The following is a 14,239-nucleotide window of genomic DNA, read 5'->3' on the forward strand; positions in this document are numbered from 1 at the left end:
TTCTCTGTTGATGTTTTGCTTGGGCAAATTCCCTGTTTCTTCAAAATTCATCACCAGACTTGCAATGGGCATCCAGTAAGCTGGGATCAGCCCACACATCCTGCGACACTTCCTGACGCACGCATGTGGTTCAATCAAATCAAACTCGCTTCGTGAAAGGTTCCTGCTCATGACCCACCGACTCTCCCAGGCCCAATGGAACACCCAGCATCCCATTCAGGACTTTCCAGGCCTGCAATCCCACCACTACGAGCACCCGGATGACCGCCGCCTGCTCAGCACCGCACGCAACATCAAGGGTTTTGACACGGTGTTCAAGGCCCTTTCGGGAGCCATGTTCGAACGCCAGGGTTACCTGATGGATCTGGCCAACCACATCAGGGTGGGTCCGGTCCAGCACCCACAGCTGTACCGGGTGTTCCAGGAAACCGTCAGGGCCCTGGACATTCCTGAGCCTGAGCTCTTCATCAGCAACAGACCCGGCATCAATGCCTACGCCACAGGCAGCAACAAGCCTTATGTGGTGTTGCACGCCGATCTTTTGCACGTCATGAGCAGCCGGGAAATCCAGTGGGTGATTGCTCATGAGCTCGGTCACATCAAAAGCGGGCATGTGCTTTACCAGTCCATGATGCAAGTGCTGACCTCCGGTGCCATCAACCTCATTCCTGGGATCGGGATCCTGTTCCAGCAGGGCTTGCAGCAGGCCCTGCTGCTGGGACTCATGCACTGGTCCAGGGTGGCCGAATTCACTGCAGACCGGGCCGCTGCCCTGGTGACCGGTTCTCCTGAACTGGGCGTCCAGACCCTGCTCAAACTCGCTGGTGGCTGGGTGGACCCGGACCATTTCAACCTGGACGCCTTCATGAAGCAGGGAGAGGAGTTCAGCAGCATCAGCGACACCTTCAGTGGCAAGGTCTACAACCTGATGTCGGGCGTGCTGGAAATGACCCACCCTTACCCGGTGATCCGTGCCAAAGCCCTGCAGGAGTGGCACCAGTCCAGCACCTATCAGGGCCTGGTGCGGCAGGAGCATCTTCAGGGCCTCGACCAGCACTACAGGCTCTACCCCCATCCAGGTGCCAGGTGTGAAAAGTGCAGTGCTTTTGTGGCTGACCAGCATGCGCAGTGCCCCAACTGCCAGCACCCCAGGACGAGCCAGACCCTCCACATGTCCTTGCCGGATGAAATCAAGTGCACCTGCCACCGCTGCCAGAAAACCAACAGCCGCTATCAGGTCTACTGCTTTCACTGCGGGGAGAAAATTCAGGACCACCTGTTCAAAACCGTCAAACCCCAGGAATCCACCGAAGTCACCCGTGAAGCGGGCAGTGTCACCCCCAGAACCTCAAAAGCCCAGTACAGCACCAGCAAACTGACCGGAGGGCTGGGAAACCTGGTGAACCAGTCCCTGAAGGGGAACGAACAAATTCTGCAAGAAGTGGAAACCAATATGGGGATTGGACTGGCCTTCACCACTGATCGCATTCTGGTGGTTAAAGCCGGGCTGGTGGCTGCAGGCGGATTTGGGAAAACTGTGCAGCACTCATTCTACTACGATAACATCGAAGAGCTTCATTTGAAACGCGGTAAACCCATGCCAAAGCCAGGACAGGACCCCAACACCATCAAAGAACTGGTGGTGTTTGCCATTCATCTGAAAAACAAACCTCTGCCTCAGAACCTTTTTGTGGACCTTCCACTGCTAGAACAATCCAATGTTCTGACCTTGCTCAACGACAATCCCTTTGGCGTGCTGAGAACCTTCCTGAATCAATTTCAGTGGAAAACAGCTCCTCAGGCAGAGCAAACACCTGCAACCCCAGAAGCAACACCTGATCTGATGATGCTGTTGCGCATGCTGGACAGCGGAAAAATCAGCCAGGAGCAATTCACACTGCTTTCCAGCAAACTGCAGGCCTGAACGGTCAAAGGAGTGATGGTCATGAACCCAGCACAACACCCAGAGTATGAACTGGAGAAGAAAGTCCTTCGCCAAACTGCTTTGCTGATCGAAGAGGAAATTGAGCATCACCGCACAGGCCGCATGGAAAGTGGAGGCAACAACTGGACCAACCGCAACCTGAACCTCAGCATCCGCGAAGAGGCGCTGAAAAGTCTGGAGGACAACCAGTACAAACCTTACTTTGCACGGATGGAATTCACCGACAGCACCGGAAAAAGACAGAATTTCTATTTTGGCAGGGCACACATTCGCATGCCTCACATGACGGTGCTCAGCTGGCAGTCCCCTGTGTATTCCCTGTTCATTCAGGGCAATGCAAAACAACAGAGCTATTATGTTCCTGGGACCAAAAAAAACCATCAGGTGAACCTGCTGCTCCGTCGAAGGTTTGAACTGAACCTGTATCAGATCCACTACATGAATGACGAGGTGGATTACCGGCAAACCCATACTGGAACAACCGCCTCAGAAAATTCGTTTTTGATTCGCAAACTTTCACAACGTGGAGATCCTGGCTTGCAGGACATCGTGGAAACCATTCAGGTGGATCAAGACCGCATCATTCGGGCAGACTTGAAACTGCCTGTGATTCTTCATGGGGTGGCCGGAAGTGGAAAAACCTCTGTGGCCTTTCACCGTCTGGCTTATTTGCTCTTCCCCGAGTCGGGTTACAACCTGAAAACTTCAGATGTGCTGGTTCTCGCACCCAACCGTCGTTTTCTGCATTACGTCCGGGATCTTCTTCCTGCCCTTGGGGTCAAAGGGGTCCAACAGGTGACTTTTTTTGACTGGGCTTTCAGTCAGATTCGGGAGGACAGGCACGTGCTTTTTGACGCTGCACAGACCGTGGAAGATCCCCACTTTGATTCTTTCCTGCGCGTTCAGAACAGTCCAGAGCAAAACAGGGCCTGGCGGAGTTCTGCGCTGAAAAACAGTCTGAAATTCAGGAAAGTGCTGGACCGTTATGCCCATCATTTGTACACCCGCATTCAGTTGCCAGACCAGGACGTCTCTTTCGAAGAGCAACTTGGTGCACAAGTGGTTCAGGTGGTGTTCTCACCTCATGCTCTGCAAGAAGCATTGCGCACTGCATTTGAAACCCACACAGGATACGGTGAACGAAGGCAGCAGTTCCTGCAAAACCTGCAAGAAGACTTCATGCAAAAACACATCCAAAAGTTTGGACTGCCCAGGGATGCAGAAGACCGCGCCTATCTGCAAAGCATGACAGCCAAAATCAACACCCACTTTGGGAGGCTTTACCGCAGGTTCAACCTGGCTGGATTTTACAGGGAATTGTTTGAACTGGAGACCCTGCAACAGGTGGCTGCAGGCCTCCTCTCGACTGACGAGATGGCGTGCCTTGCAGCAAAAGCCCCTCGAAAATCACGCAAACCGCAAGATGAAGACCCTGATCAAGAGGTCACCAGCACGAGCCTGGAAATGGCTGATGTGGCACCCCTCTATGCCCTGTTCAGACGCCTGACCGGTGCTCCAGGTCCCCAGTATCGACACATCATTGTGGACGAAGCACAAGACTTCACACCCCTGCAATTTGCGCTGCTCAGGGAACACAACGTTGAAAACTCTTACACCATCGTTGGAGACACCGCACAAAACATCTTCGCCCACCGTGGACTGGACAGCTGGGACACCCTTGAAGAGGTTCTGGGAACCTCGGCCATGCGCGAAAAAATCACCCAGAACTACCGGAGCACCAGAGAAATTGTGCTGCTGTGCAACGCAGTGCAACAGGCCGTCCGGGGGAAACAATCCCTTTCTGCAATTCCGGTGGAGCGCTCAGGCCCAAAACCCGTGTTCCACCAATCTGATCATGAAGATCGACTGCTGCAGGTGATGACAGAAGAACTGTTCCAGCTGGCGGATCGGGGTCGAAAAAACATCGCGGTGCTGACCCGGGACCAGAAACAGGCAGAAGCCATCAGCAGGTGGCTTGAGCAGCATCACATCCCCAACAACCTGCAACTGGAAAACAATCCCAGGGCTGCCGACCAGAACCCCGACAGCATCGTGAGTGTGCTGCCTGTGGCGGTCTCCAAGGGCATGGAGTTTGAGGCCGTGATGGTGTATGACGTCAGTGAAGCCAACTATTCTTCCCAGAACCCGGTGCTGGGGAAACTGCTGTTTGTGGCGGTGTCCCGCGCGCTCCATGAACTCCACCTTTACTCCGTGGGCCAGGCATCAGAACACCTGAAATTGACCCGAGGGGTACGCAAAAACCATTTTCATGACGGCACCAGCCCCAGCAAACCGCTCAGCAAAACCCCACCGCCCCCCCCAGCAAAAGCAGCATTAAAGAAAAACCCATCACCACAGAGCAGCGTTCATCCCACACAAAAACAGCGCACCTCCTATTTCATTCGCCTGAAATCCCATGCCAGACCTTACCAGGACCTGCGCGAACAGGTTCACACCCTCACTGCAGACTTCAATGATGGGGAACTTCAGTACTACCTGCTTCACCGTGCAACATTCCGCGAACTCCTGGGGGATGATTTTGTTGTGGACATGGATGCAGAATCCAGGGACCTTTCTGGCAAAGTCAGTCGTGAACTGCTTTTTCTTTACCAGCTCGGCAAGCGTTGCATTGAATCAGGAACGGTACCCGGGCTCAGAAAGCCTGACAATGTTCCCTCAGACATCTGGCAAGAGTGGCTTTCTTTCCCCTCAGAGTCCCTCAGGCTTCTGCTCGTCCATGAAGTCATCCGACTGAAAAAGGAACTGTACGCCAACCCAGTCTCCGTCAGCCAGGAAACCCTGGATTTGTTGATGGCGTTTGAACCCAGAGGCAACCCAGAACCTCAGCTTGACCCTGCGCCTGCTACACAGGACATCCCACAGGTGAAGCCATTCCAGGGTGCCCTCTTTGCGGTCTATCAGTTGCCAAAGTTTGAATTGCAACTGACCCGACAGCCAGTCCTTATGTCCTCAGGTGAAATGAAATTCTGGTCGAGCAATCAGCGTTTCCTGAACCATCTTCTGGGTGACGGCCTGGTCCAGACGGTCAATCAATTGATTCAACAGTCACCGGAAGGCTCTGGAGGACGCACTGTGGACAGCCTGGTGCGTGATCTGGTGCAACTCGGCATCAACAGCCTCAAACATCAGGTGAAACCCGGACACCACCGGCCACAAAACATTCCTGAAGCCCAGTGGGACATGTGGATGAAATACCGTTCGTTGATTTTGATCTTTGAAACCAACGTCAATGATGCCCAGCACATCATGAGAGAGTTGTACTACAACCGCGATGAGGTGACCGAGAAAACCCTGAAGATCTTGCAGCGGAACATTCAGAAATTGATTGAACATCCAGAGTGGCCGGTTGTTGTTGCTTCCGAAGAGTTCTTCACCGAGTACCTCAGGCTCAACCCAAAAGCCCGCCACAAGAAGCACAAACCTGCAGGCAAACTCCAGGAGATGATCGACCGAAAATACCATCTGGTGTTGATCAAGCATTTCCTGCCAGAAATTTTGCGGTTCAAAGAGATGGGGACCTCAAGTTTCAACTCTGGACTCATGGTGAACAAAATCTCCTCCATCGCCCGGGGGCTGGGGCTGTGAATTTGTGTGATCCCCTCTCTGCACCTCAAACTGCGTCATTCCCTGTCGCCACATCTCTGTAAGATCAGAACGGTAAGATAAACTGCAATGACCAGAGAACAGAGCTACCAGTCAATTACCCGGGGATTTTTGATGCAAGAAACGCTGACTGTGGTGCGTTTGTTGCATGAAGGCAAAAGCTGGGAAACCATCCAGAAGGCCGTGATGGAAGACGACCTGTTTGAGCAATCCAACCGAACCACCCGCAAAAATTCGTTCAGGGAGATCAGAAGGCGACTGAAAAACATCCCTGAAGCATGGTGGGCGGAAATGCTTGACGCCTCGCTGGACAACAAAAAAATCATGAATTACCTGATCGTTTTGCAAGACAATCGTCTGATCCGGGAATTCATGCTGGAGGTGGTGAGGGAAAAAATGCTGACTTTGCAACAGGGGGTCACCCGTCAAGACGTGCGGGGCTTCATGGAGCGCAAACGTCTCGAGTCCGAAGAGGTCAGAGGCTGGACTGAAAGCACGATTGTTCGGACCTCCCGCAATTTGCTGATGATGGCGGTGAGTGCAGGCGTGCTGGAGAAGTCCGGCGATGAGCACCGCATCACCCCTCCCTACATCAGTGAAAACATCAGGAACCTGCTTTTGAAGCATCACATGAGACCGCTGTTGCTGGCTGTGCTGGATCGGAGTGAGGCATGATCCAGATCAACACCGAAGTCAAAGAGCGGCTCGAAAAACTTCCAAAGGTGCTCAGCGACCCGCAATTGCTGTCGGGGAAAGGCATTGGCAATGAAATCGGGTTTTACATCTTCGATTATGACCCCGAGGACGAACCCACCGTGCAGAGGTATCTGCAGAAAGAACTTCAGAAGAAACTGGATTTCCCTGTGCTCGAAATCCATCTGTACCAGCTGGTGATGGAGTACCTGCAAAACAATGAGCTTCTCGAAGCCTGTTTTGAACTGGAACAGACCGAGGGCACCCACGCCCTGGAAGATGCCCTGAAAGACGCCCTGCAGATCGATGGACTGGCCGAGCTGCTTTTTTCCAGGGTGGAAAGCCACCACCAGATGGTGTTCATCACCGGGGTGGGGGCAGCGTGGCCGATGCTGCGCAGCCACACCGTGCTGAACAACCTGCACGACAAGCTCGATCAATTGCCCGTGATCATGTTCTTTCCCGGCACCTACACCGGGCAGGAACTGCAACTGTTCTCCACCTTCAAAGACGACAACTACTACCGGGCTTTCCGTCTGCTGCCCAGATCCTGAATCCAAGGAGACCCCAGAACATGACCCTTTTGATAGAAGAGCTGTTCACCCGCAACATCAACCGCAACATCAATGGCGTGATCAAGGTCGGTCAAAAAGACCAGGAGAACGTCCATCAGGAACTCGATGAGTACGTGATCACCAGTGAACTCAGTGGTTACTTTCACAAGTTCTTTGACTTCTATGCTGGTTCTTTTTCCCAGCCCACCGACAAGATCGGGATCTGGATCAGTGGTTTCTTTGGGAGCGGCAAATCCCACTTTCTGAAGATTCTGTCCTACCTGCTGGAAAACAAAGAGGTGGATGGCAAAAAAGCAGCAGACTTCTTTGATCTGGACAAGGTCAAAGACCCCATTTTAAAAGCCAACATTGACAAAGTGGCAGGTGCTTCTGGTCATACGGATGTGCTGCTCTTCAACATTGATTCCAAATCGAGTGCCAGCAGCAAAACCGACAAGGAAGCCATCGTGAAGGTGCTGCAAAAAGTCCTGGACGACCACCTGGGTTACTTTGGCGCGAATCCCGGACTGGCACAATTTGAAAGGCAACTGGATCTGGATGGCAAGTATGGGGCTTTCAAGGCCCACTACCAGCAGGTGGCCTCAAAAAGCTGGGAAGACGACCGTCACGCCTTCAAACTGCGTCCTGCCCAGTTCAGAAAAGCCCTCTCCCTGACGTTGCAGATCAGTGAAGAGGAAGCCAGACAGGCCATTGACAGCATCAGCCCCACCTATTTCATCAGCATTGACACCTTTGCCAGGGAACTGAAAGCCTATCTGGACCGCAAAGGCAAGAACAGCCGCATCATCTTCATGATCGACGAGGTGGGCCAGTACATCGGGGACAACACCGATTTGATGCTGAACCTGCAAACCGTTGCCGAGGACCTGGGCATCCACTGTCCTGGCCGGGCGTGGGTGATGGTGACCAGCCAGGAGGCCATTGACTCCATCACCAAACAGAGTGCCATGGCCGGACGGGATTTCAGCAAAATCCAGGGCCGCTTCCGGCACCGGGTGAACCTCAGTTCCAGCAACTCTGACGAGGTGATCAAACTGCGTCTGCTGGGCAAAACCCCGGAGGCAGAGGCTGCATTAAAAGCCCTTTACGCCGACAAATCCGCCATTTTGAAGAACCAGATCTGGTTCAGTGAGGGCACCGCAGACATGCCCACCTACACAGGTGAAACGGCATTTGTGAGTGCCTACCCTTTTGTGCCGTACCAGTTCAAGCTGCTGCAGCACTCCTTCACCCAGATCCGCACGATGGGTTCCAGCGGAAAACACCTGGCCAGTGGTGAACGCAGCATGCTGGACGCCTTCCAGGCCGCAGCGCAGCAGGTGGGCAACCAGCCTCTGGGTGTGCTGGCTCCCTTCCACACCTTCTATGCTGCCGTGGAAGGCTTTCTGGACCACAACATCAAACAGGTCATCGAAGGGGCCAAACAGAACAGCAAACTGAAAAGCCTCGATGTGGACCTCTTAAAGACCCTCTTCCTGATCAAGTACGTCAAGGAGATCAAAGGAACGGTCGAGAACCTGACCACCCTGAGCCTGTCCCACATCGATCAGGTGAGACTCGACCTGAAAAAACAGGTGGAAGCAGCCCTCCTGAGGCTGGAAAAAGAAACCCTGATTTCCCGCAACGGCGAGGAGTACAGCTTCCTCACCAACGAAGAGCAGGATGTCGGGCGTGAGATCAAGCAGGTGGATGTGACCAGCGGGGAAATCACCCAGGAACTGCAAAGCATCCTCTGGGATTCCATCTTCACCCAGAAACAGATTAAGGTGGACAACCGTCCGGGGTATCCCTTCACCCGCAAAGTGGATGGACTGAACCATGGTCAGGTGGCAGGAGACTTCAGCCTGCATGTGATCACCCCGGAATACCTCCAGACCCACCTGCAGACGGATGCCGCAGCCATGCTGCACACCGGAAATGGCAGTGAAGTGCTGGTGCGTCTGCCAGAACAGGCCGAGTACATTGAAGAAATCCGGGAGTGGTTGAAGACCAACAAGTACATCAAGCAGAAAAACACCTCTGCACTCAGCCCTTCCATGCAAACCATCATCAACCAGCGGGCCGAGGCCAACAACCGCCGCAAGGCCCGCATTGAAACCCAATTCAAAAACGCGCTGCAAGAAGCGGCTGTGTTCGCCTCTGGAAACAAAGTGGCCGTGGGCTCCAGCGACCCCAGAGAAATCCTGATGGCGGGCCTCAGAAGCCTGATCGAGAACACCTACACCAAGTACGGTTACGTGCAGAGCCACTACCAGAATGACAGCCAGTTGCAGGGTGCCCTGAATCCACAGACCCAGCAGGATTTGCAGGGTGAGGTGGCGAACGAACAGGCCCGCAAGGATCTGCTCAATTTCCTCAATCAGGAACACAACAAAGGGGTCAAAACCACCGTCAAAACCGTGCTGGAGCGCTTCAAGGTGCGTCCTTACGGCTGGAGCGAACTGGACGTGCTCGGGGTGATGCTGGAACTGTGGTGCGACAACAAGATTGAGATGCTGCACCAGATGCAGCCTATGCAGATGCTGCCCGCCCAGAACAAGCAGCTGATCACCAACCTTCAACTGAGCAAAAAACAGGACGAATACGTGGTGCGGCCCTCTGAAGTCACCAACCCCTCCCACATCAAGGTGGCCCGTGAACTGGCCAAAGAAATCTCTGATTTCCCCAACCCCTCCATTGATGCTTCGATCCTCAGAACCCAGTTCCTGACGGTGCTGGGCAACCTGCAAAAATCGCTGGAGACCTTCAAAACCACGGCAACCGCTGGCAACTATCCCTTTCAGGAAGACATTGTTCGCCTTCTTGAGCGGGTGCATGAGCTGCTCAGCACCCCCAACCAGGCCCAATTCTACGCCACCATCGCAGGCATGGAAGAAGCCCTTCTGGATGATCTGGACGTGCTGCACAAGATCCAGACCTTCTTCAAACCTGCCCAGCAGGGTCTCTTTGATGCCACACGCAAGCACCTGTCCGAAATTGGCACCGACGAGCAGTACATTCAGGACGAAGCACTGAAAAATCGGGTGCAAACCGCGAAAAAAGTCCTCTCTCTGAAAGACCCCACAGGAGAAATTCCCAAACTCTCTGGCCTGCTGAGCCCGGTGCTCAGCCACCTGAAAGAAGTGCTGGAAGAGGAACGCAAAGCCGCCCTGACCGCCTGCGACAACGAATCCAGAGGGGCCATCAACCTGATGGATGAACTCGCCAGTCACCGGGTGGATCCCTCCCCGTACACCCGACCCATGCTGGATTTGCGGGACCGCATCGAGAAAGCCCAGAGCATCACCGCACTCAGGGCACAGCTCAGTGAAATCAAACCCATCAGTTACAAGGTCACCGATGCCCTGACCGAGCAGATCAACCTTGCCATGAGCAAAGGCCCAGATGGGGGCGGAGACACTGTGGTGGTCGCAGCGAAACCCATCAAGACCCTCAAGGCCAACACCTACATCAAGAAGGCCATCATCGAAACCCCTGAAGATGTGGAGGATTACCTGGAAGGTCTGAGGAAAGCCATGCTGAAGGAGCTGGCGGCTCTGAATCGGGTGCGGATTGAGTGAGCCGAGAGCCGAGGGCCGAGAGCCGAGGGCAACAGGCAGGGCTGTCCCTGTCAGGCGTTTGGAGGAAGATCCCCCTGCCTGTCGTTGCACTCCAGGCTGTCCCCCTTGACGAAGGGGGATCGATGGGAGTCTTAAAGGGCTGCACTTTAAGTTGACCTACAATCCCCCTTTCTCAAGGGGGAACCGCAGAGCGCCAGCGATGCGCAGGGGGATCTGACCCCAGAGGAAAAAATGAACAGAACAAAAATCAAAAATTTCGCGACCCTGGCCCGCAAGGAACTTCACGAGCAGACCGAGGCAAGGCTGCAAGGTTTTGGCATCACCCGCAAAGGGATTGAGACGGCAAAAGACATCACCGGGGGTCTGGTGATTGGTGGGAAGACCGTCAACCTGAGTTCGCAGGAGAAAGCCCAGTATCAGGACCTGATCAAGCATGTGGCCCAGCATGGGTTTGAGGCCACCGTGACCGAGATTGCCTACACGTGGTTCAACCGGCTGTCTGCCCTGAGGTACATGGAAGTGAACGGCCTGATGGACCATGTGCTGTCCAGCAGCACCTCAGGGGCATACCCGGACCTGCTGGAACATGCAGACACCCTGATTGCAGGGGGAGAATTTGACGGCATCTCCGTGCAGGATCTGGAGGAGTGGCGCGGTCTGAATTTGCCCAACACCGAGGAGTTCATTTACCGGAGGCTGCTGGGGGCCAGAATCAGGCAACTGGCAAAAGGCCTCCCGAGCATTTTTGATTCTGGGGAGAAACCGCACCTTGAGCTGTTCATGCCGCCGAACCTGCTGCACACGGACAGTCTGCTGCGCAAACTGGTGTCTGACATTCCAGAGGAAGACTGGCGGGACATCGAGGTCATCGGGTGGCTGTACCAGTTCTACATTTCCGACAAGAAGGATCAGGTGATCGGGGCGAAAAGCAAGGTCAAGGCAGAGGACATCCCTGCGGCCACCCAGCTGTTCACCCCCCACTGGATTGTGCGTTACATGGTGGAAAACAGCCTGGGAAGGCTCTGGCTGGAGCACCACCCCGAAAGCCAGCTCAGGACCGTGATGCCTTACTTTCTGGAAAATCCAGAGCAGCCGCTGGATGTGCGAAATGAAGTGCTGACCCCGCAAGAACTGAAGGTGCTGGACCCGGCCTGCGGAAGTGGGCACATTCTGGTGTACGCCTTTGACCTGCTGTTCGAGATCTACCGGGAGCAGGGCTACCCCGAGCGGGACATCCCGAAAATGATTCTGGAGCACAACCTGTACGGGCTGGACATTGATGAGCGGGCCGCGCAGCTTGCCAGTTTTGCCCTGGTGATGAAAGCCGCCCAGAAGAACCGCCGGATCTTGCGGAACCCCCCGGAGGTAAACGTCCTGCAGGTGAAACCCACCCGCTTCTCTCCCCTGTTTGGTGCCCAGGCCCCTGCCCGTCCCGCTGTGCAGGGGGCACTGGGATTTGGGAGTGCACCGGAGAAAGACCAGAGCCTGTTCAGTGGGGCGATCAACCCGGTAAACTGGCAACCCCTGCTGTACGCCTTCAAGGATGCCGACAACCTCGGGAGCCTGATCACCCCTCCAGAAGACGTGAATTACCCTCTGCTGCATGAGCAGGTGCAGCGTCTGGAGCAGGAAAGAGGGCTGGGGTCTGATTTGCTCCCGGAACTCAAACACTACCTCAAACAGGCTGATATTCTGAGGTTTAAGTATCATGCTGTGGTGGCAAATCCTCCGTATATGGGCAATCGAAACCTTAATGATACAGTCAAATCATATCTCGAATCAAATTTTAAAGAAGCAAAAGCCGATTTATTTTCATCATTTATACTAAAATGCTGTTCTTTAACTTCGATTAAAGGACACCTAGGCTTCACAACGCCCTATGTATGGATGTTCATATCTTCTTACGAAAATTTAAGGAATGTTTTATTAACGACTAAAACCATCACTACCCTTGTGCAACTTGAATACAACTCGAGCTTTGAAAATGCCCGAGTTCCAGTCTGCGTATTCACAATTAAAAATATGAAAACTCCAAATTATAAAGGTAGTTACATAAAACTTTCTGATTTCTATGGATTTGATATTCAAGGCTTAAAAACCTTAGAAGCAGTAAAAGATGAATCGTGTAGTTATAGATATAAAATCACTGCAGAAGAATTGTTATCTATACCTGGGTCACCAATTGCCTATTGGCTCAGCAAAAAAATGATTGATGTTTTTAGTTCTTCGGAACGAATATCTAATCTATCAGAAACTAAAAAAGGAATGGGAATTGGCAATAATGATAGATTTGTTCGTGAGTGGTTTGAAATAAGTGAACATACAATGTTCATAAACTGTCAAACAAGGATAGAAAATATCGAATCTAAAAAGAAATGGTTTCCTTACAATAATGGTGGGGATTTTAGAAAATGGTATGGCAATAATGAAACGTTGGTCAACTGGTATAATGACGGAGAAGAAGCTAAAGAAAACGCCACGCGAAAGAACAATGGAGGACATTGGTCAAGATATCTAGTTAGTCTTAACTTTTTCTTTTTACCATCAGTTACATGGAGCGCAATTACTAGTGGAAAATTCTCATCTAGAGCATCGCGCGGTGGCGCATTATTCTCAAGCGCAGGCATGTGTCTATTTGGTGACAGGCGTCATGAAGTAATGGCTCTTTTAAACTCGAATGTGGGCCAAGCTTTCTTAAACGCGTTGAGTCCAACCCTTAATTTTGGTGCTGGAGAGATAGGTAGGGTTCCTTTTGTATATCACCAATCTTTCAACCTTTCTAACCTAATTGATAGTGCGATACATATCTCCAAAACCGATTGGGACAACTTTGAAACCTCCTGGGACTTCCAGACCCACCCCCTCCTGCGCTCCAGCCACCCCAGAATCAAAGACGCCTTTTCAGAGTGGGAAAAGCTGTCCAGCGATGCCTTCTATGAACTGAAGCGTCTGGAAGAGGAAAACAACCGGTACTGGATCGACGCTTACGGCCTGCAGGACGAACTCACGCCAGAGGTGCCAGAGGAGCAGATCACCATTCGCAAGGCAGATCTGGGGCGGGACGTGAAAAGCCTGCTGTCTTACGCGGTGGGCTGCATGATGGGCCGTTACAGCCTGGACACGCCCGGTCTGGTTCACGCAGGGCAGCCTTTTGACCCCGGCAAGCACCAGAAGTTCCCGGCAGATGCAGATGCCATTTTGCCCGTCACCACAGAAGCGTACTTTCAGGACGATCTGGTGACCCGCTTTCAGGAGTTCCTGAAGGTGGCTTATGGTCCTGACCGCCTCTCTGAGAACCTGGAATTTGTTGCAGACGCTCTGGGCCGCAAAGGGAACGAGAGCGCCCTGCAGACGATCCGGCGGTACTTCGTGACCGAGTTTGCCTCGGACCACATCCAGACCTACAAGAAACGCCCGATCTACTGGCTGTTCACCAGCGGGAAACGCCGGGCGTTCAATGCCTTCGTGTACCTGCACCGCTACACCCCGGACACCCTGGCAAGGCTCAGGACCGATTACGTGCTGGAACTGCAAACCCGCCTGGATGCCCAGCTGTCCCTGGCAGAAGCAGAAGCGGCCAGCAGCTCAGGTGCCCAGAAAAGGAACGCTGAAACCCGCATCAAGAATTTGAAGCTGGACATCGAAGAGGTGCGGGCGTACCAGCTCAAAGTCCAGCAGTACGCAGACCAGCGCATCGCTCTGGATTTAGACGATGGGGTGGCCTACAACTACACCCGCTTCAAGGGCATCGTGTACGAAGGAACCGACCTCAAGATGGCAGATCTGGAGAAAAAAGCCCAGTGGAAAATGGATCTGCTGAAGGAACAGGGGCTGGGGTAAGC

Annotated in this window: 6 protein-coding genes; all 6 read left to right on the top strand. The window is 53.2% G+C overall.

Going from position 1 to position 14,239, the window contains the following annotated elements:
- Positions 1–169: 169 nt before the first annotated feature.
- The 6 genes from DC3_RS23565 (at position 170) to pglX (ending at position 14,237) form a co-directional block, all read left to right on the top strand.
- Entirely contained in the window at positions 170–1,924 is a 1,755-nt protein-coding gene (locus DC3_RS23565) for a M48 family metalloprotease (RefSeq protein WP_146889194.1), read from the top strand.
- A gap of 21 nt (positions 1,925–1,945) precedes the next feature.
- Positions 1,946–5,551, top strand: a complete 3,606-nt coding sequence (locus DC3_RS23570) for a HelD family protein (RefSeq protein ID WP_186816217.1) — start codon at positions 1,946–1,948, stop codon at positions 5,549–5,551.
- Positions 5,552–5,638: 87 nt separating this feature from the next.
- Positions 5,639–6,244, top strand: a complete 606-nt coding sequence (locus DC3_RS23575; protein ID WP_146889200.1) for a DUF1819 family protein — start codon at positions 5,639–5,641, stop codon at positions 6,242–6,244.
- Entirely contained in the window at positions 6,241–6,816 is a 576-nt protein-coding gene (locus DC3_RS23580) for a DUF1788 domain-containing protein (RefSeq protein ID WP_146889203.1), read from the top strand. The genes DC3_RS23575 and DC3_RS23580 overlap by 4 nt, the downstream gene beginning before the upstream one ends.
- Before the next feature lie 20 nt (positions 6,817–6,836).
- Positions 6,837–10,397: a BREX system P-loop protein BrxC gene (gene brxC / locus DC3_RS23585; RefSeq protein ID WP_146889206.1), complete on the top strand. Its 3,561-nt coding sequence runs from the start codon at positions 6,837–6,839 to the stop codon at positions 10,395–10,397.
- Positions 10,398–10,628: 231 nt separating this feature from the next.
- Positions 10,629–14,237: a BREX-1 system adenine-specific DNA-methyltransferase PglX gene (gene pglX, locus DC3_RS23590; protein WP_146889209.1), complete on the top strand. Its 3,609-nt coding sequence runs from the start codon at positions 10,629–10,631 to the stop codon at positions 14,235–14,237.
- Positions 14,238–14,239: the final 2 nt, after the last annotated feature.

It is taken from the genome of Deinococcus cellulosilyticus NBRC 106333 = KACC 11606 (genome assembly GCF_007990775.1).
Classification (GTDB): Bacteria; Deinococcota; Deinococci; order Deinococcales; family Deinococcaceae; genus Deinococcus_C; species Deinococcus_C cellulosilyticus.

What these genes read in the sequence shown, in the direction of transcription:
- DC3_RS23565 (WP_146889194.1), top strand. Translation starts at nt 170, where the DNA reads ATGACCCACCGACTCTCCCAGGCCCAATGGAACACCCAGCATCCCATT.
- DC3_RS23570 (WP_186816217.1), top strand. Translation starts at nt 1,946, where the DNA reads ATGAACCCAGCACAACACCCAGAGTATGAACTGGAGAAGAAAGTCCTT.
- DC3_RS23575 (WP_146889200.1), top strand. Translation starts at nt 5,639, where the DNA reads ATGACCAGAGAACAGAGCTACCAGTCAATTACCCGGGGATTTTTGATG.
- DC3_RS23580 (WP_146889203.1), top strand. Translation starts at nt 6,241, where the DNA reads ATGATCCAGATCAACACCGAAGTCAAAGAGCGGCTCGAAAAACTTCCA.
- brxC (WP_146889206.1), top strand. Translation starts at nt 6,837, where the DNA reads ATGACCCTTTTGATAGAAGAGCTGTTCACCCGCAACATCAACCGCAAC.
- pglX (WP_146889209.1), top strand. Translation starts at nt 10,629, where the DNA reads ATGAACAGAACAAAAATCAAAAATTTCGCGACCCTGGCCCGCAAGGAA.